This is a genomic window from Spirosoma areae (assembly GCF_054781775.1).
In genome coordinates this window covers 78,718-96,082 of sequence record NZ_BAAGTT010000046.1, presented here as the reverse complement: position 1 = coordinate 96,082, position 17,365 = coordinate 78,718, and the positions used below count along the sequence as shown (strand labels likewise).

Genomic DNA, 17,365 nt, shown 5'->3' with positions numbered 1-17,365 from the left:
GTGGCTCCGCTTGCTCAGATCGCTGGTATTGATGCTCAACATAACGCATAAGCACCTCCTGGCGATGTCAGGCCTTCGCCGAAAATAGCCAAAACCGTTTGTTCTTCACTAAGACGCCATTGCCAGCCAAACCGTTGCAATGAATCACAAAAAAAACGGTATACATACCAACGCCACTACCCAATGGGCAGTGGCGTTGGTATGGTTAGTTAGAATTGCTATCAGGCGCTGGCTAATGCTTCGGCACCGCCCACGATTTCGAGAATTTCGGTCGTGATGGCTGCCTGACGTGTCCGGTTGTATACCAAACGAAGTTCTTTCAGAAGTTCGCCCGCGTTTTCGGTTGCCTTATCCATAGCGGTCATCCGGGCACCGTGCTCGGATGCGTTGGAATCCAGCACGGCTTTATACAACTGAATCTTGATTGTTTTCGGAATCAGTTCCGTAATGATTTCCTCTTCCGAGGGTTCAAACAAGTAGTTGATGGAGACCGCTGCACTGCCCGGAGCTGCTTTTGTGGCCACAATGGGCAACATCTGTTCGGTCCGTACAATCTGCATGGCGGCATTCTTAAACTCATTGTAGATGACCTCCACAACATCGAAACGACCATTGGCAAAACCTTCCATTGCTTCTTCGGCAGCCGCCCGCACGGTGGAAAAGCTTAGCGAACCAAACGCGTCGACGTGTTCTTTATTGACCTTAAAGCCCCGGCGCTGGAACGCTTCGGCGCCCTTCTTACCGATGGCCATAATTTCGACATTGCCCGAACGGGCCTGCGCCGAATACTTTTCGTCAATGAGGATTAGAGCACCCTTGACAACATTGCTATTGAAGGCTCCGCACAAGCCCCGGTCTGAAGTAACCACAATTAGTAACACGCGCTCAACGGGGCGTGTCTGTTTATAAGGACTGTCCGACGCGGTTTCGGCCCCCGCTGAAACGGTTCCGAGCATCTGGCTTAGCTTTTGAGCATAAGGCCGCAATTGTGTGATGTTATCCTGCGCCCGGCGCAACTTAGCTGCCGCCACCATTTTCATGGCTTTAGTGATTTGCTGCGTCGAATTGATCGACGAAATCCGGGCGCGTACTTCTTTAAGAGATGCCATGGTGTTAGTCGATAGTCGTCAGTCAGTAGTCGATAGTGGTTTCGCACGGTGCTAACGACTATCGACTACTGACTGACGACTAATTTTAATAATTCGCCGACAGGTCGGCGGCTACTTTCTTGAGGGTTGCCGTTCCTTCGTCGGTCAGTTTGCCCGCACGCAGTTCATTGAGAACTCCTGGATGCTGAGCGCTCAGAACCATGGCGAATTCGCTTTCAAACGCTTTCACTTTATTGACCGGCACCCGGTCGAGCAGGCCGTTAACCGACGCATAAATAATAGCCACTTGTTGTTCAACCAACACAGGCGAGTACTGAGGCTGTTTTAGTATTTCCTGATTCCGACGACCACGTTCGATGGTCAGTTTGGTCGACGCATCGAGGTCAGAACCAAATTTGGAAAAGGCTTCCAGTTCGCGGAACTGAGCCTGGTCGAGTTTGAGCGTACCGGCCACTTTCTTCATCGACTTAATCTGGGCGTTACCCCCCACGCGCGATACCGAAATACCGACGTTGATGGCGGGGCGAATTCCAGCGTTGAATAGGTTCGACTCCAGGAAGATTTGTCCGTCGGTAATCGAGATTACGTTAGTCGGAATATAGGCCGAAACGTCACCCGCCTGCGTTTCAATAATTGGCAAAGCCGTCAGCGAACCACCGCCTTTCACCTTACCGATCAGGCTTGGCGGCAGGTCGTTCATATTTTGGGCGATGTCGTCGTTCTGGTTAATCTTGGCGGCCCGTTCCAGTAACCGGCTGTGCAGGTAAAACACGTCGCCTGGGTAAGCCTCGCGGCCCGGCGGACGACGCAGCAGCAGCGACACTTCACGGTAGGCAACGGCCTGTTTCGACAAATCGTCATAAACAACCAGGGCCGGGCGGCCCGTATCGCGGAAGAATTCGCCAATGGCGGCACCCGTAAACGGCGCGAAGAACTGCATCGGCGAGGGGTCAGACGCACCAGCGGCTACAACAACCGTGTAATCCATGGCACCAGCCTTACGCAGCGTTTGCTCTACCTGCTTAATAGTCGACGCTTTCTGACCACAGGCAACATAGATACAAAATACCGGTTCGCCTTTGTCGTAAAATTCTTTCTGGTTGATGATGGTGTCGATAGCCACCGCTGTTTTGCCCGTCTGGCGGTCGCCAATGATTAGTTCGCGCTGGCCCCGGCCAATGGGAATCATAGCATCGATGGCTTTGATACCCGTTTGCAGCGGTTCGCTTACCGGCTGGCGGAAAATTACGCCCGGTGCTTTGCGCTCCAGTGGCATTCGGAACAGTTCGCCCTGAATAGGCCCTAAGCCGTCGATTGGCAGGCCAAGCGTGTTAACAACGCGACCGAGAATGCCGTCGCCCACGTTTATGTAGGCAATCTGGTCGGTGCGTTTAACGGTATCGCCTTCTTTAATTTCTGAGTAATCGCCGAGCAATACTGCTCCAACGTTATCTTCTTCCAGGTTCAGAGCCATCGCCTGAAGCCCATTGTCGAACGAAAGCAATTCGCCGGCCTGCACTTTCGAGAGGCCGTAGATACGCGCTACGCCGTCGCCGATTTGCAGCACCGTACCGACTTCTTCGAGTTCAGCTTCGGTTTGGGTTCCGGCCAGTTGCTGGCGCAGAATAGCTGATATCTCGTCGGGTCTTACGGATTCCATATGTGTATAAGGGGAATTTGAGGTTGATTTTTCGGGCGCAAAGGTACGACTAAAATTTGATAAAAATGCGATGAAACGTAGAATCAACGGCTGAATGTTAGACTTTTCCGATAAAACACCGACTTGTGTTTGACCATTGAGGGGGCATCCCAAACCGTTCATCCGAATTAATCAGGACTTTCGTCGGCAGGAATTGACACGGGCCAGATTTTCACCTACTTTTAATTCCCTGATTCAGTCTAAAGCCGGGCGTTGAGCAAACAGCCGTTTTTTTGTCAAATCGGTCTATAAGTAAACTTTTATCCCATTGATTCGCGTTTTAAAGAGAATAACCTTTTGTTTACACATACCTCGTTTTGTTTTCGCATGAAGTTCAACCAATGGATGTTAGCCGGTATTGTATCGGCTGTTTTTGTCGCTGGTACGGCAACTGCCCAAACTAAAAAACCGGCTGTCAGGAAACCTGCTTCGGGTTCAGTCAGACCCGCCACTACCACTAAACCAGCTACGGGCGGTGCCATAGCCTCAACCCAGGATTCGATTAGCTATAGCATTGGCTTGTTTATGGCTCAAAATTTGAAACAGCAGGGCATAACTGACCTTAACAATGCCTTATTGATTCGCGGTCTGCAGGATGCGTTGCAGGGCCAAACTACCCAACTGACCCACGAGCAGGCCGGACGGGTGATGAATAATTATATGCAGAAGCAGATGGCCGCCCGGAACGCTGAAGGCATGAAGGCATCTGCCGAGAATAAAAAAATTGGAAGTGCCTTTCTAACCGAAAATAAAGCCAAAGCGGGTGTGGTCACAACGGCCAGCGGGTTGCAGTATTCGGTTGAAAAAGAAGGCGCCGGCGCCAAACCAACCGCCACAGATCGGGTAAAAGTGCACTATACCGGTAAGCTGCTCGATGGTAAAGTATTTGATAGTTCAGTGGAACGTGGCCAGCCCGCCGAATTTGGGGTGAGTGACGTAATTAAAGGGTGGACGGAAGCGCTCCAACTGATGCCGGTTGGCTCAAAATGGAAGCTCTACATCCCATCGGACCTTGCCTATGGCGACCGGAGTATGGGAACTGACATTAAACCCGGCTCAACATTAGTGTTCGATGTTGAGTTACTTGATATTGTTAAACAATAACTAAAAGAGCGAAAGCGCGAAGGAGTGAAAGAGTGATGGTTCGGCATTCCGGTTGATGCACGAAGCATAACTCTTTCGCTCGTTCACCCGTTCGCTCATCCAGCGGATGAAAAAGTATCTGGTGACCCTTCTGCCCGTGCTGATGCTGAGTTTTCAGCCGGATTCGCCGTCAACTGGCGCCCCCAAAACGACATCGTTTCAGCCGGTATCGTCAACAACCGACCCCATAGACGACCTAAAACCGTCTATTTCGCAGGAGCGCGTTGAGCAATTGGTGGCTAAACTTCTGACAACGTATCACTACCGCAAAGTGCGACTTAATGACTCGCTGTCGTCGGTCGTGTGGGATAACTACCTGAAAGAAATTGATGGGAACAAAACCTACCTGCTGGCATCGGACGTAGCTTCTTTTGAGAAGTACCGGAAGCAGATTGATGACGCGCTCATTAATGGCGATTTGACAGCCGCCTATGACCTGTTTAACGTCTATCGGAAACGCTATACTGAGCGGAGCGCCTTTATAAAAGAGCAGCTTAAAAAGCCGTTTACCTTCACGGCCGATGAAAACTTCAATACCGACCGGGAGAAAGCAACCTGGCCAAAAACGGTAGACGAACAGAATGAGTTGTGGAGCAAAATCCTGAAAAACCAGGCATTGGAACTGCGGCTGGGCAATCGGAAAGACAGTGCCGTGACGGCCATGATGACCCAGCGCTATACGAACCTCGATAAAGCCATCAAACGGATCAAAAGTGTCGACGTGTTTCAGATGTACATGAACTCGTTTGCCGAAGCGCTTGACCCCCATACAAATTACCTGTCGCCCTCGAATGCAGATCGGTTTAACCAGGAAATGAGTCAGTCGCTGGAGGGTATTGGTGCGATGCTTCGCGAAGATGGGGACTACATCCGCATTACGGAAGTGCTGCCCGGTGGCCCTGCTTTCAAAAGTAAACTGCTCAATAAAGAAGATAAAATTGCGGGCGTGGCCCAGGGCGATAATGGAACGATGGTGAACACCATGAACTGGCAGGTCGATGAAGTTGTCAAACTGATTAAAGGACCAAAAGGGACGGTTGTTCGGCTACAGATTATTTCGCCCAATGCACTGGCTGGGGCACCGCCGAAGGAAATTCGGCTGGTGCGCGAGAAAATAAAGCTGGAAGAGCAGCGGGCCAAAAAAGAAATTATCGAAGTGACGGACAATGGAAAACAGTTTAAGATTGGCGTGATTAATATTCCCCTGTTTTACCGTGACTTTGAGGGCGCCCGCAAACGTGAGGAAGGCTTTAGCAGCACTACCAGCGACGTGAAGCGTTTCATAGATTCACTGAAGCTTGAGAAAGTCGATGGCATCGTGATCGACCTGCGCGACAATGGCGGTGGATCGCTAACCGAAGCGATTGACCTGACGGGCCTGTTTATCCCGAAAGGACCCGTAGTGCAGGTGAAAGAATCGACCGGCGAAACTGAGGTCTACTCGGATAAAGACGGTGGCTCGGTCGTTTACGATGGGCCAATGGCCGTTTTAGTAAACCGGTTCAGCGCGTCGGCTTCGGAGATTTTCGCGGCCGCCATTCAGGACTACAAACGAGGTGTTATTGTGGGTGGGCAGACCTTCGGTAAAGGCACCGTACAAACCCTGATCGACCTGAATCAGTGGCTTCCTAAAGTACCCGAAAAGGCTGGACAGGAGGCTGAAAAGGCCGGTCAGGTGAAAATGACCATTCAGAAGTTTTATCGGATTAACGGCAGCAGCACACAACACAAAGGCGTAACACCAGATATTGAGCTGCCATCGGCATTCTCGGCAGAAGAATACGGCGAAAGCTCGCAGCCGAGTGCTCTGCCCTGGGATCAAATTAACTCGACCCGCTTTGAGCAATCGCGGGCGGTTGATGACAAAATGCTCAGCCGTTTGCGCGACAAATTCGATCAGCGGTTAAAGTCTGACCCCGAACTAAAGCAACTGACGCAGGATTTGGCCGATTTCAAAAAAGCGAAAGAGAACACGGTTGTTTCGTTGCAGGAAACAAAACGACGCAAAGAGCGTGATGAAGCAGAACGCAAACGGACGGCTGCCAATAAGGTATCGCAGGCCACTGCTCCTGTCGACGAAACCGGCACACCAACGCCCAAAAAGAAGAAAGACACTTACCTGAACGAGGCTGGTTTAGTACTGGCGGATTACATACTGGCTATCAATAAGTAGCAATTTTGTCAGCCCGACGGAGGAGAAATGGCAACCAATCAAAACCCCCGCACAGCGACCCGTTGTGCGGGGGTTTGTTTATACCAGAGATTAATAAATAGTTATGTGGTATATCCTCATCAATCAGAATTTACTCGATATCGCCCAATACCGGGATTTGCAACAACGGGCATCTCTAACCGAAGTCGAACTGTTTAGCGAACCTTATCAAAACTGGTGTGTGTTTGCGGTTGAAAAAGATGATTATGCGAATTTTATGGACGTTCTCGACCGTGAGGGCATCGTCTATACCTTAACTCCTGACCGGCCAACGCGTGCCGAGATATTGGCCGATATGCAGTAGTTAAAGAAAAAAGTAGCCGCTTCCTACACTATAAACTATTTTGTAGCGTAGTCGTTAGTGGTCTTACCACTCTCTGCTCAACTTCATGAAAACACTTTTGTCAATCCTGCTTTGCATCGGTTCGTGGTCTGCTTTCGCGCAACAAAAAACATACGACATAGCCCTTAGCTATGGGGCCTACACCAGTCCCGGCTTTGAACAAAATCATTCCAGAGACTATTTCTAGGCGGACTTTGATTACCATCTGTCGAGACGATGGACAATTTCTTCCGGCTTTATGACGGGCCGCTTCAATTACTTTGATAATACACGCTCAAATGCGCCGACGGCTATTTTATATACGAATGACAAGACCAACGCACCAGGTTACGAACTACACGGCTATGCAATGGCTAAGTATTCAGTTGTTAACGCAAACCGGTTTTCGCTGCAAATTGGGGCAGGTGCTGGTTTCTTTAACCAGCGCCTGCAGTATCCATTTCGTGATGATTCGGGGGCTGGATCAATTTACCTAACGGACTCCTCGTTTACTGATCTCGCATTTCCTGTCAGTGTAGAATTTTATTATCTGTTGAGAAATTGGGTTAGTATTGGTGTCAAAGCTGGTGGTTTTATTGAACCTGATTTTCCGATTGTCGGCGCTCATGTTGGCCCCCAACTTCGGTTAAGATTATGATTATCGGTACTTTTGGCCGCACGGCTACTGAGGCCGTGAAGCCCGTTAGATACCGGTTAAGTATACCATGAGAAAATGGGTGAGCCGCTTCTGTAAATTCCTGGCGTTGTCGTTCTCAGAACAGCTATTGCTGGCCAAAGCCTTCTCAGTCGTCCTGTTGATACGCATCGCACTGAACCTGTTTTCATTTTCCCAGTTCAAAAAGCTGTACTCCTCTCTTAGCTCATCGGATACGAACAGCAGTTCAACTGATGCCTGTATTGCCCAAAACGTTTGGGCAATACAGGTAGTCAGTCAGTCATTATCGGCGCGTTGTTTGCCGCAGGCGTTGGCCTTGAAGTATTTCCTGCGACATGACAAAGAAGCGGAAGTGGTGATTGGTGTGCGAAAAGCAGGCACTTTTGAAGCCCACGCCTGGGTGACTAAAGAAAATACTGTTCTGCTCGGGGCACTCTCCGATACCCAACATCAGACGATGGATTTTCAGCCCATCTGGACGTGGCAGTGAGTCTTCCAGTTGCTGGTCACACAAAACGAATTCGCCGGAAAAATCGCCAGGTCAGCAGAATAGCCGCGAGCGTCAATCCCGCCAGCAGGCCAATCCACACCCCAATCGCATCCATCCCGAACGGAAACGCCAGCACATAACTTAAGGGCAACGCCATGCCCCAATACGTTACTAACGTGATTAGAGTGGGCACGTTCACATCCGACAAGCCCCGGAGTCCGCCCAGCGCGACCACCTGCACTCCGTCGGAAAGTTGAAAGAAACCGGCTATGATAACCAGCGAAGCGGCTATTCGCATCACATCGGGGTTATCGCGAATGTAAAGGGTTACCAGCCAGTCGTTGGCCGTAAGAAACAGCAGGGCCATGAGTCCCATAAACCCCACCGACAGCGCAAAAGCGGCCATGCCCGCCCGCCAAACGCCTTCGCGGCTTTGGCGACCTACTGCCGCACTAACCCGAATGGCAGCCGCCGACGAAATACCTGTTGCCATCATATACGTTACCGAAGCCATATTGATGGCAATCTGATGGGCGGCCAGCCGATCCTCGCCCAGCCAGCCAACAATAACGACGGCCAGGGCGAATGTAGCTACCTCAAAAAAGAACGTAAGACCGCCCGGAATGCCCAGCCGTAGAATTTCCCAGACTTCTTTGCCGGTCGATAATGATGTGAAGCTAACTTTCAAATAGTCCGCGAAGCGGCTATTTCGGTAAATATAGAGCAGCATAGCCCCCGCCATGAACAACCGAGACAGCAGCGTAGCCGTGGCCGACCCCATTAGTCCCATCGCCGGAAATGGGCCTATGCCTTTAATGAGCACATAATTGAAGAGGGCATTAATGAGTAGAGCCGAGAGCGTAATGACCATGGCCACGCGAGGATAGCGCAGCCCATCGCAGAGTTGACGAGCCGCCACAAAAAGTAACAGCGGCAACAGCGACACGCTCAGAATTAACATGAACGTATGCGTCAGGCGGGTTACTTCAGGCGTTTGCCCGAAGAGGTCGAAGTTATAGGCCAGCACAGTCGACAACCCCCCCAGCACAATACTTAACAGAGCCGCTACACGCAACCCTGCCCGAAACAGGCGGTTGACAGCGGCAGGGTCGTTCTGGCTGTGGGCCTTCGAGACCAGAGCGGCCACTACCGATAAGCCGCCCACCCCAATGCTCGACATCAGAAACGAAAGTGAATTGGCCAGCCCAGCCGCGCCCAAAGGCACAGCGCCAAGCAGCCGCCCAACGAATAAATTGTCGGTAACACCCATCAGCACAACGCCCAACTGAGCAATAATAATCGGGATACTTAATCGAAGTGTGTCGGTAAGTTCGGCGCGGTAAGTCGGTAGGGGAGCAGTAGGCATGTGGTGGGAAGCGCGAAGCAGCAGGAAAAAGACTATCGGCAAAAATAGCGTATTCCAGCTATAACCCCATACGCACGACTTCACCCGCGGAGCGCCTTGCCCCTTGCTCCTTTCTTTGTACTTTTGTTCTATCATCACGAATCCGGCAGACCCTTGAAAGAATACGGCAGTAGTATCCAGAAGTTGGTTGACAATATGGTCAACATCGAAGACCGCTCAACCCGCACTCGATATGCACATATCCTGGTCGAATTGATGCGGCAGATTCACCCCAACATGAAAGATGGACAGGATTATTACAACAAGTTGTGGGACGATCTGTACATCATGTCTGGTTTTACGCTGGATGTCGATAGCCCCTATCCTCCGCCGTCAGAAGAAGCTTTAGGCAAGAAACCACAGCGGGTTCCTTATAATACGCACCACCTGAAATTCAAGCACTTTGGCCGTAATGTAGATTTATTGGTAGCGAAAGCCATATCGCTGGAAGATCCTGAAGAACGGCGGGCCTTTGTGTCCTATCTGACCCGCCTGATGCGAACGTTTTATCAGGCCTGGAACAAAGAATCGGTCGAAGACGAAACGATCTACCAGAGCCTGATCGAACTCTCAAACGGCAAACTCGCCGATGACATACAACTCATTCGGGACCAGGGCCTTGTTGAATCCACGCCACGCGAACGCACCGGCGACCAGCCCCAACGCCTTGGCGGCACGAACTACCGCGACGGTAATCAGCGCAGCGGACCCGGCACGCAAGGCCGGTCAAACAACCGCAATGATCGGGATGGCGGAGCGGGTGGTCAGCGCAACTTCGGAGGTCGTAACCGCAATGACCGCGACGGGGGAGCACCGGGGCGGCCCAACAACCGCAACAACGATAGCGGAGCGGGTGGTCAGCGCAACTTCGGAGGTCGCAACCAAAATCGAAATAATAACGATCGTCGCAAACGGTAAAGCTTAGTTAATGAATACTGGTTAATGAATAATGACTGAGCAGTCATACCTCAGTACTATGCATTAACCAGTATTCATTTTACATTAACCAGTATTCATTTACTTCAGGAATGGCATCTTTTCAAATTACAGGCGGACGCAAACTCAATGGCGAACTACTTCCGCAGGGCGCAAAAAATGAAGCTCTTCAGATTCTATGCGCCGTCTTACTCACTAAAGAACCCATTACCATTCATAATATCCCGAACATTCGAGATGTGAATCAATTGATTGATTTGCTGGGCGATTTAGGCGTATGGGTGACAAAAATTGGGGAAAGCTCCTACCGGTTTCAGGCCAGCGACGTTAATCTGGACTACCTGGAAACAGAAACCTATAAACGGAAAGCAGCCGCCCTGCGCGGGTCGGTTATGTTGCTGGGCCCCATGCTCGCCCGCTTTAAAAAAGGGCGCATTCCCCGGCCCGGTGGCGATAAAATTGGCCGTCGTCGATTAGATACGCACTTTTTGGGTTTTGAAAAACTCGGCGCTCAGTTTAACTACGATGCCAACGATGGCGGTTATTACCAGGTTGATGCCAGTAACCTGCGCGGCACCTACATGCTCCTCGACGAGGCCTCGGTGACCGGCACGGCTAATATTCTGATGGCCGCCGTAATGGCCGAAGGCACAACCACGATTTATAATGCCGCCTGTGAGCCGTATCTACAGCAGTTGAGTAAAATGCTCAATTCGATGGGCGCTAAGATTACAGGAGTTGGGTCGAATCTGCTTAGTGTTGAAGGGGTGTCGGAACTCAAAGGCACGGAGCATACGATGTTGCCCGACATGATCGAAATTGGCTCGTTCATTGGCTTAGCCGCCATGACGCAGTCGGAAATAACCATTAAAAACTGCCGGATTCCCGAATTGGGTATCATTCCCGATCAGTTCAAGCGGTTGGGTATTCAGATGGAGTTTCGGGGCGACGACATTTTCATTCCGGCGCAGGAACACTACCAGATCGAGAGTTTTCTGGATGGCGGCATGATGACCGTTGCCGATGCTCCCTGGCCCGGCTTTACCCCCGACCTGCTGAGCATTGTACTCGTGACGGCCGTTCAGGCGCAGGGGACCCTGCTGATTCACCAGAAAATGTTTGAAAGCCGGCTGTTTTTTGTGGACAAGCTGATTGACATGGGCGCCCAGATTATTCTCTGCGACCCGCACCGCGCTACTGTCGTGGGCCTGAACCGGCAGCTTCCCTTAAAAGGTATTCGCATGTCGTCGCCGGATATTCGGGCGGGGGTTGCGTTGCTGATTGCGGCCCTGTCGGCGAAGGGCACCAGCATTATCGACAGCATCGAACAGATTGACCGGGGCTACCAAAACATCGACACCCGCCTGAACGCCATTGGTGCCGAGATTGTGCGGTTGTAACCAAATTGTCCATTTTAAGCTCGGTGTATAGGTTGTAGACTAAGTTTTTCTTTTGAGTATTTTATCTATATGAACAATAGAGGCCGATTTCAGGCTCAGGGTGATAACTTAGAAGAATCAGAAGCTTGGGCACAGGATGAGCCATTGTATTCTGTTGAAGCAAGAGTTAAATTGATGAATCTGAAAGAAAAACTGTCTCCAAGAGAGAAATCGCAGAACAAAAGCGTTTATTGATTGTGAATCGTTTATTGTCCGCGCTTGTAAGAATCACGGAATCACAATAGTCGATAAGCCAGTTAAAAAGTCTTATCCCGGTAATAATAGGGAGAGGGTTGATATAGAAATTTGGAAAGGAGAAGCTTTTCTGAAACGAAATGATGGAAATAATGGAACTTGCTAAATATAAAAATTTTCTCTCGGACAAAGAATTATATCTCCAAAATAAAAAATTCTGGGGTGACACGATTGTTAATTTAAGTGAAGTTAGTTTTGAGGAGTGGGTCACTACTAAATTCGCAAATGGCGAAGATTTCTTTGATGGTAACCCCATTTTCTCGGCCTTTTATTCAAGTTTAAATAAAGCAGTCAGAATCATTCAACTTCCAATTGATAGAAATATAGCTTTACTAAGAGTTTGGTTAGACAAAGTAAATTATAATGATAATTCTATTAAGGAGTTAGTTTTAGTAGTTCAGCCTATTGATAAGGCGTATAATAGTGCAACAAGCTTAATTACTCTTTTTTTACATGGGCAGGCAATAGGCAAATCTATAAATGCCTACAATACTTTTTATCAGAAAGAAGTTAGTCTAAAGAGTATTGGGATTGATATAAATAAAGTAACCTCTAAGTTTACTATAAAACCTTTTACTGAACTTAATCGCCTTAATGCAAAGCATTTACAGGATAAAAGTCTGGATATAAATATTGTAAGGGAAATGTACAAAACTATTTCGGCACAAAAGCGCTCTTTGAAACGAACTTCTAATAGAAATGGCTTACAAAGAGTAGATGAAGATATTCGTAAAGAATTTGAAACTATAATTAATGTACTAACTATTGAAAACTCCGTTGACTTTAAAAATGACCTTGATAAAGATACATACATAGCTCTTGTCGAAGAAAAGTATGGTATTGATAAATATATTCATAAATTACACGAAACAAATAGCCACATTGATGTTCTTAGTAAAGACTTGACAACAAGAATCTTCAAGAGCAGATCATAAGTATATTCTTTATTCCCACTAAACCTTCTGGCCCAAATTTTGTCTTTAGCCTGTAAGCCGTTTAACTTAACGGCGAAACGATTCCATTAATCAAGACAAACCATGAAAACGCTCCCATCCAACGCGACAATCTGGGCCTTAGCCATTGTGCTCTCCGGCGGTTCCTTAGCTGCCTGCGCCCAGGCTACAACCGGCGCGGCTACTACCAGTCAGCCAGCCGCCGATCCGGCCAAAACCATGCTGTTAACGCCTTTGCAGCAGACAATTACAAAAATCAAGAAACTACAGCCTACCGGCGACCCTGACTACGATTACGCTTTCCAGGCTAAAATTCACACGCAGGGTACGCAGGACTTTCTGAAACAGGAAATTCAGAATGGGAAGGATTCGTCGTTGAAACAAATGGCGTCAACGATGCTGCCAGCCGCTGACACCGATGTTACGCTGCTCGATGGTACACTTCGCCAACTAAAGCCAACACGCCCTAATCAGGCCTTCTCGCAACAGCAAAGCCGCAATGTGGAAGCTATGAGCCTGAAATTGCAGCAAACTGGCTCCAGCGACAAACTGACGAGCAACCTGGACAAGAACTTCTCGACGCTGCTTCTCGACCAGCGTCAGGATGCTATCGATATGGCCACAACCTACCTGCAATACGGCAAAAACTCAACCCTGCGAACGTATGCTCAGCAGGTGATTGATAAAGCCAAGCAGGAGATGGCGCAGATTAAATCGATGCCTTAACTAAAAAATCCATTGCACGTTCAATGCAGTAATGGTAGTTTTAACCCACTACCATTATTGCATTTTTATTTATAGATGAACGCGTTCTTTCGGCCTGGGCTGGTTAGCTATCGTCACCCGCCCTACCAACTACTATCCACCACCTTAACCCTGTCTCCCATGCGTATCGGTTGCGGAGTCATTCTGCTTTTTTTTGTACTTCTAAAATCTCAGGCGCAGAATGGCATTGTCGTTTTTCAATCCGATTTCGGGGTAAAAGACGGGGCCGTGTCGGCCATGAAAGGCGTTGCACTGGGCGTATCGCCGAACCTGAAACTGGTTGACCTCACCCACGAAATTCCCGCTTTTAACATCTGGGAAGCCGCCTATCGACTGCATCAAACGGTGGAATATTACCCCAAAGGCACCGTGTTTGTCTCTGTCTGCGATCCGGGCGTTGGTACGAGCCGAAAATCGGTTGTGCTACTGACCAACTCCGGGCAATATATCGTGACGCCGGATAATGGCACACTGACGTTAATAGCCGAACACCTCGGCATCGGTCAGGTTCGACAAATCGACGAAGCCATTAACCGGCGACGAAATTCGGACCAATCCTACACTTTTCATGGGCGCGATGTGTATGCGTATACGGCTGCCCGGCTGGCATCGCACACTATCCGATTTGAGCAGGTTGGTCCAAAACTCAAAAAGGAGGTGGTTCGGATCCCGTATCAGAAAGCGGAATACGCAAACGGCGTTATAAAGGGCACCATTGCCATTCTCGACAGCCAATATGGCAACGCCTGGAGTAATATTCCTAAAACGCTGATCGACCAACTCGGGGTTAAACCGGGAGTATTTTTGCAGGTGCAGATTTTGCACGGCGACCAGGTTTTGTATGACAGGCCCGTCCGAATGAGCAACACTTTTGACGACGTTCCCATCGGCGACGACGTGGCCTATATTAACAGCCTGATGGATTTTTCTATTGCTATCAATCAGGGCAATTTTTCCGGTAAATACAACGTATTCAGTGGAGCCGATTGGAAAATTGTTGTGCGTAAATAAGTTTACACACGCTGCATCGTGCTCAATTTTCGATAGAATCCTTCCTCTAAACTCAGCAGTTCATCGTGTCGGCCACGTTCCACGATGCGGCCCTGACTAACAACCAGAATTTCGTCGGCGTGTTGAATGGTGCTGAGCCGGTGAGCAATCACGAGCGTGGTGCGGTTAGTCATCAGGCGCGTCAAGGCTTCCTGAACCAGTTTTTCGGATTCGGTATCGAGTGCCGACGTCGCTTCGTCAAGAATTAGAATCGGTGGATTTTTCAGAATCGCGCGGGCAATGCTGATGCGCTGCCGTTGCCCGCCCGACAGTTTGCCGCCCCGGTCGCCAATAATGGTCTGGTAGCCATTGGGTTGTGCTATAATGAAGTCGTGGGCGTTGGCAATTCGGGCGGCTTCCATCACCTGCGTTTCGGTGGCTACGCTACCAAAGGCGATGTTGTTGAAAATGGTGTCGTTGAATAGAATGCTCTCCTGCGTCACGATGCCCATCTGCCCGCGCAGCGATGCCATTGTACAAAAGCGCAAATCCACGCCATCAAGTAGAATGGCCCCAGCGGTCGGGTCATAAAAACGCGGAATCAAATCGGCGATGGTTGATTTTCCCCCACCCGATGACCCAACGAGTGCAATGGTTTTCCCCTTTATCAACTCAAAACTGATGTCGCGCAGAACGGGCGTATCGACACTGTAGGAAAAGGAAACGTTTTGTACCGAAATTCGGTCGTGGAAATTAGGCAGGGCCACCGCGCCGGGTTTGTCCTGAATAGCAGGCTCTGTATCAATCAGTTCGAGAACGCGTTCGCCCGACGCCAGCCCCCGCTGCGACCCGCTGAATGCGTTGGAGATGTCTTTGGCCGGGCGCGTCACTTGTGAGAAAATGGCAATGTAGGCAATGAACTGAGCCGCCGTCAGGTCCGACTGTCCACTTAATACCAACGAGCCGCCGTAGAGCAGAATCCCGGCCACGACGGCCACGCCCATCACTTCTGAAAAGGGCGATGCCAGTTCGCGCCGGTTTGCCAGGGAGCGGATGGCGGTACGATAACCTTCGTTCTCACGCCGAAATTTGTCTAAAATAAAGCCTTCGGCCACGAAACCTTTCACCACGCGCATTCCGCCAAAAGTTTCATCTAATAAACTAACTAACCCACTTAGTCGCTGTTGCCCTTCCTGCGCGTCCCGTTTCATTCGCCGAACGAGGAAGGCAATAAATCCGCCCGAAATGGGAATGACAACAATAGCAAATAGCGTCAGCTTAACCGAAATGCTCAGCAGCGCAATGATGTAGCCTATCAGCAGAAACACTTCTTTCGAGGCCGCCGAGAGGGTGTTGGCAATCGAGTTTTCGACTTCCTGGACGTCGGTGGTGATGCGCGAAATAAGGTTTCCCTTGCGTTCGTTTGAGAAAAAACCGAGGTGCAGCCCAATCGTCCGGCTAAAAACGGCTTCCCGCAAACGCGACACCATCCGCGCTTTAAATGACTCCAACTGCCTGACAGATAAGTATTTGAACAGGTTGCTACATAAGACCGACACAACTATCACCACACAAACAAACTGAAGCGCCCCGACCTTACCATATTCCTTAAACACCTGAGCGAAGTAATAGCTAAACGCATCGGCTGGTGATGTCAATAACGAAGGCGCGGGCTGGCTCATCAGCGTTTGCACCTCTTTGCTATCGACTTTGTCGAAGAGGATGCTGAGCAACGGAATAAGCAGGGTAAAATTGAGCACACCAAATACACTGGCCACGAGCGACGTTAGCACGAACGGCGTCAGGAAGCGACCCAGCGGTTTGGCAAACGAGAGTAATCGAAGGTACGTTTTCATTGATTTCGCAAAGGTACGCCCACCCTCAATTAGTTAATACCTAAGATTTGGAGGTATAAAGACTTCTTTTGTACGTTTGGCGCATGAACAATTTTACTAACTCCTCTTTGCTGAAAGGAAGTCTGTCTGTCATGATTCTACGGCTCCTCGAAGACCGCGAACGCATGTACGGTTATGAGATTACACAGAAGGTGAAAGAACTGACAGCAGGCGAGGTGGCCATTACGGAGGGCGCTCTGTACCCGGCTTTGCACAAACTCGAAGCTGAGGGCCTGCTCACCACCGAAACGCAGATTGTGGAGGGCCGCGCCCGCAAATACTACTCGCTCACCAAAACTGGCCATACTGAAGCCGCCGGGCGCATTGCTGGCCTTGCGGCCTTTCTGGAGAATTTGAATTTAGTTTTAAAACTCAAGCCAGCTATTTAACGATGGCTCTCACATCTGACCAACTCAATGCCATTGAACGCCATTTACGAAAAGAAAACTGGCTGCTCAATGAAGATTTAATCGCCGAACTCGCAGATCATTATGTTGCTGGACTTGAAGACCGATTAGCAAGTGGTATGACTTTCGATACCGCTTTACAGGAAATTCACGCAAATTTTGGTGGAAGAAAGGGGTTGTTAAAAATGGAAGAAGACTATCAGCTACAACAATATCGGCAAATGGGTTGGCTTGAGTGGAAAACCGTCCGCTCGTTTGTCGAAGGCCCACGCTGGCCGGTGACTGTCGCAGTTTTTGCATCTCTCTATTGGGTAAATACGTACTTAGGCCAGAGTGAATCAGGCGGCAGTTTCCTATTAGTCGGTTCGTTTTTCGTTACGGTTTCGGTACTGACGAATGTAGCGTTAATGATCGTGTCTTTTTACAAGAATCGGCACGAAGTCAAGGCGGCAGTTGCACAACCTTCGTCAGCCGTTTATGTCGTGGCTTACTGTTTGAGTTTGTTACTTCTGTTACTCAATAAATACGGCCTCGCCTTAACCCCTACCATGCTGATGGGGTTGGAAACCTTGCTGGAAACATTGTGTTTCATCTATTACATCGCCATTTTTCTGACTATCAGGCGGTTGTTTTCAACTAATCGAAAACAAAAGGCCAAAATCGCCTAAC

17 protein-coding genes are annotated in these 17,365 nt (G+C 49.5%); 13 read left to right on the top strand and 4 right to left on the bottom strand.

The genetic code is table 11. The features are described 5' to 3' along the window. Nucleotides 1–221: 221 nt before the first annotated feature. Together atpG and atpA are read right to left on the bottom strand one after the other, a co-directional pair. Nucleotides 222–1,109 carry an ATP synthase F1 subunit gamma gene (gene atpG, locus ACYVI1_RS28265; protein WP_460914702.1) on the bottom strand — a complete coding sequence of 296 codons (888 nt, stop codon included), beginning with the start codon at nt 1,107–1,109 and terminating at the stop codon, nt 222–224. Between the two features lie 85 nt (nt 1,110–1,194). Then, nucleotides 1,195–2,769 (bottom strand): F0F1 ATP synthase subunit alpha, encoded by a 1,575-nt coding sequence (atpA, locus tag ACYVI1_RS28260; protein WP_460914701.1) that lies wholly within the window; start codon nt 2,767–2,769, stop codon nt 1,195–1,197. A gap of 366 nt (nt 2,770–3,135) precedes the next feature. Here atpA and ACYVI1_RS28255 point away from each other — a divergent pair, with 366 nt between their 5' ends. The 6 genes from ACYVI1_RS28255 to ACYVI1_RS28230 all read left to right on the top strand — a co-directional run bounded on the left by ACYVI1_RS28255 (nt 3,136) and on the right by ACYVI1_RS28230 (nt 7,651). Next, the gene (locus ACYVI1_RS28255) at nt 3,136–3,912 is read left to right on the top strand and encodes an FKBP-type peptidyl-prolyl cis-trans isomerase (RefSeq protein ID WP_460914699.1); all 777 of its coding nucleotides are present in this window, start codon (nt 3,136–3,138) and stop codon (nt 3,910–3,912) included. 106 nt (nt 3,913–4,018) lie between these two features. Next, nucleotides 4,019–6,124: a carboxy terminal-processing peptidase gene (locus ACYVI1_RS28250; RefSeq protein WP_460914698.1), complete on the top strand. Its 2,106-nt coding sequence runs from the start codon at nt 4,019–4,021 to the stop codon at nt 6,122–6,124. A gap of 103 nt (nt 6,125–6,227) precedes the next feature. Further along, nucleotides 6,228–6,467 (top strand): hypothetical protein, encoded by a 240-nt coding sequence (locus ACYVI1_RS28245; RefSeq protein WP_460914696.1) that lies wholly within the window; start codon nt 6,228–6,230, stop codon nt 6,465–6,467. An 85-nt stretch (nt 6,468–6,552) separates the two neighbouring features. Beyond that, nucleotides 6,553–6,693 carry a hypothetical protein gene (locus tag ACYVI1_RS28240; RefSeq protein WP_460914695.1) on the top strand — a complete coding sequence of 47 codons (141 nt, stop codon included), beginning with the start codon at nt 6,553–6,555 and terminating at the stop codon, nt 6,691–6,693. A 51-nt stretch (nt 6,694–6,744) separates the two neighbouring features. Next, nucleotides 6,745–7,143: a hypothetical protein gene (locus ACYVI1_RS28235; protein WP_460914694.1), complete on the top strand. Its 399-nt coding sequence runs from the start codon at nt 6,745–6,747 to the stop codon at nt 7,141–7,143. Nucleotides 7,144–7,210: 67 nt separating this feature from the next. Next, nucleotides 7,211–7,651 carry a lasso peptide biosynthesis B2 protein gene (locus ACYVI1_RS28230; protein WP_460914693.1) on the top strand — a complete coding sequence of 147 codons (441 nt, stop codon included), beginning with the start codon at nt 7,211–7,213 and terminating at the stop codon, nt 7,649–7,651. A 16-nt stretch (nt 7,652–7,667) separates the two neighbouring features. Here ACYVI1_RS28230 and ACYVI1_RS28225 read toward each other — a convergent pair whose 3' ends face one another. Then, nucleotides 7,668–9,017, bottom strand: a complete 1,350-nt coding sequence (locus ACYVI1_RS28225; RefSeq protein WP_460914692.1) for an MATE family efflux transporter — start codon at nt 9,015–9,017, stop codon at nt 7,668–7,670. A 153-nt stretch (nt 9,018–9,170) separates the two neighbouring features. Between ACYVI1_RS28225 and ACYVI1_RS28220 the strand changes: the two genes are divergently transcribed. The 5 genes from ACYVI1_RS28220 to ACYVI1_RS28200 all read left to right on the top strand — a co-directional run bounded on the left by ACYVI1_RS28220 (nt 9,171) and on the right by ACYVI1_RS28200 (nt 14,415). Continuing rightward, entirely contained in the window at nt 9,171–9,974 is an 804-nt protein-coding gene (locus tag ACYVI1_RS28220; protein ID WP_460914691.1) for a DUF4290 domain-containing protein, read from the top strand. A gap of 110 nt (nt 9,975–10,084) precedes the next feature. Further along, nucleotides 10,085–11,392: a UDP-N-acetylglucosamine 1-carboxyvinyltransferase gene (gene murA / locus ACYVI1_RS28215; protein WP_460914690.1), complete on the top strand. Its 1,308-nt coding sequence runs from the start codon at nt 10,085–10,087 to the stop codon at nt 11,390–11,392. 386 nt (nt 11,393–11,778) lie between these two features. Then, nucleotides 11,779–12,621, top strand: coding sequence for a hypothetical protein (locus ACYVI1_RS28210; protein WP_460914689.1), 843 nt, complete (start codon nt 11,779–11,781; stop codon nt 12,619–12,621). Between the two features lie 102 nt (nt 12,622–12,723). Beyond that, nucleotides 12,724–13,365: a DUF305 domain-containing protein gene (locus tag ACYVI1_RS28205; protein ID WP_460914688.1), complete on the top strand. Its 642-nt coding sequence runs from the start codon at nt 12,724–12,726 to the stop codon at nt 13,363–13,365. Nucleotides 13,366–13,440: 75 nt separating this feature from the next. Continuing rightward, entirely contained in the window at nt 13,441–14,415 is a 975-nt protein-coding gene (locus ACYVI1_RS28200) for an SAM hydrolase/SAM-dependent halogenase family protein (RefSeq protein WP_460914686.1), read from the top strand. 2 nt (nt 14,416–14,417) lie between these two features. Here ACYVI1_RS28200 and ACYVI1_RS28195 read toward each other — a convergent pair whose 3' ends face one another. After that, entirely contained in the window at nt 14,418–16,250 is a 1,833-nt protein-coding gene (locus tag ACYVI1_RS28195; protein ID WP_460914684.1) for an ABC transporter ATP-binding protein, read from the bottom strand. Nucleotides 16,251–16,333: 83 nt separating this feature from the next. Between ACYVI1_RS28195 and ACYVI1_RS28190 the strand changes: the two genes are divergently transcribed. Further along, a complete protein-coding gene (locus tag ACYVI1_RS28190) occupies nt 16,334–16,678 on the top strand; it encodes a PadR family transcriptional regulator (protein WP_460914683.1) in 345 nt (114 codons plus the stop codon). 2 nt (nt 16,679–16,680) lie between these two features. Then, nucleotides 16,681–17,364, top strand: coding sequence for a hypothetical protein (locus ACYVI1_RS28185; RefSeq protein ID WP_460914681.1), 684 nt, complete (start codon nt 16,681–16,683; stop codon nt 17,362–17,364). The last annotated feature ends 1 nt before the right edge of the window (nt 17,365 follow it).

Bases quoted from the DNA above. Each gene is read 5' to 3' on its own strand.
- atpG (WP_460914702.1), bottom strand. From the start codon at position 1,109: ATGGCATCTCTTAAAGAAGTACGCGCCCGGATTTCGTCGATCAATTCG.
- atpA (WP_460914701.1), bottom strand. From the start codon at position 2,769: ATGGAATCCGTAAGACCCGACGAGATATCAGCTATTCTGCGCCAGCAA.
- ACYVI1_RS28255 (WP_460914699.1), top strand. From the start codon at position 3,136: ATGAAGTTCAACCAATGGATGTTAGCCGGTATTGTATCGGCTGTTTTT.
- ACYVI1_RS28250 (WP_460914698.1), top strand. From the start codon at position 4,019: ATGAAAAAGTATCTGGTGACCCTTCTGCCCGTGCTGATGCTGAGTTTT.
- ACYVI1_RS28245 (WP_460914696.1), top strand. From the start codon at position 6,228: ATGTGGTATATCCTCATCAATCAGAATTTACTCGATATCGCCCAATAC.
- ACYVI1_RS28240 (WP_460914695.1), top strand. From the start codon at position 6,553: ATGAAAACACTTTTGTCAATCCTGCTTTGCATCGGTTCGTGGTCTGCT.
- ACYVI1_RS28235 (WP_460914694.1), top strand. From the start codon at position 6,745: ATGACGGGCCGCTTCAATTACTTTGATAATACACGCTCAAATGCGCCG.
- ACYVI1_RS28230 (WP_460914693.1), top strand. From the start codon at position 7,211: ATGAGAAAATGGGTGAGCCGCTTCTGTAAATTCCTGGCGTTGTCGTTC.
- ACYVI1_RS28225 (WP_460914692.1), bottom strand. From the start codon at position 9,017: ATGCCTACTGCTCCCCTACCGACTTACCGCGCCGAACTTACCGACACA.
- murA (WP_460914690.1), top strand. From the start codon at position 10,085: ATGGCATCTTTTCAAATTACAGGCGGACGCAAACTCAATGGCGAACTA.
- ACYVI1_RS28210 (WP_460914689.1), top strand. From the start codon at position 11,779: ATGGAACTTGCTAAATATAAAAATTTTCTCTCGGACAAAGAATTATAT.
- ACYVI1_RS28205 (WP_460914688.1), top strand. From the start codon at position 12,724: ATGAAAACGCTCCCATCCAACGCGACAATCTGGGCCTTAGCCATTGTG.
- ACYVI1_RS28200 (WP_460914686.1), top strand. From the start codon at position 13,441: ATGAACGCGTTCTTTCGGCCTGGGCTGGTTAGCTATCGTCACCCGCCC.
- ACYVI1_RS28195 (WP_460914684.1), bottom strand. From the start codon at position 16,250: ATGAAAACGTACCTTCGATTACTCTCGTTTGCCAAACCGCTGGGTCGC.
- ACYVI1_RS28190 (WP_460914683.1), top strand. From the start codon at position 16,334: ATGAACAATTTTACTAACTCCTCTTTGCTGAAAGGAAGTCTGTCTGTC.
- ACYVI1_RS28185 (WP_460914681.1), top strand. From the start codon at position 16,681: ATGGCTCTCACATCTGACCAACTCAATGCCATTGAACGCCATTTACGA.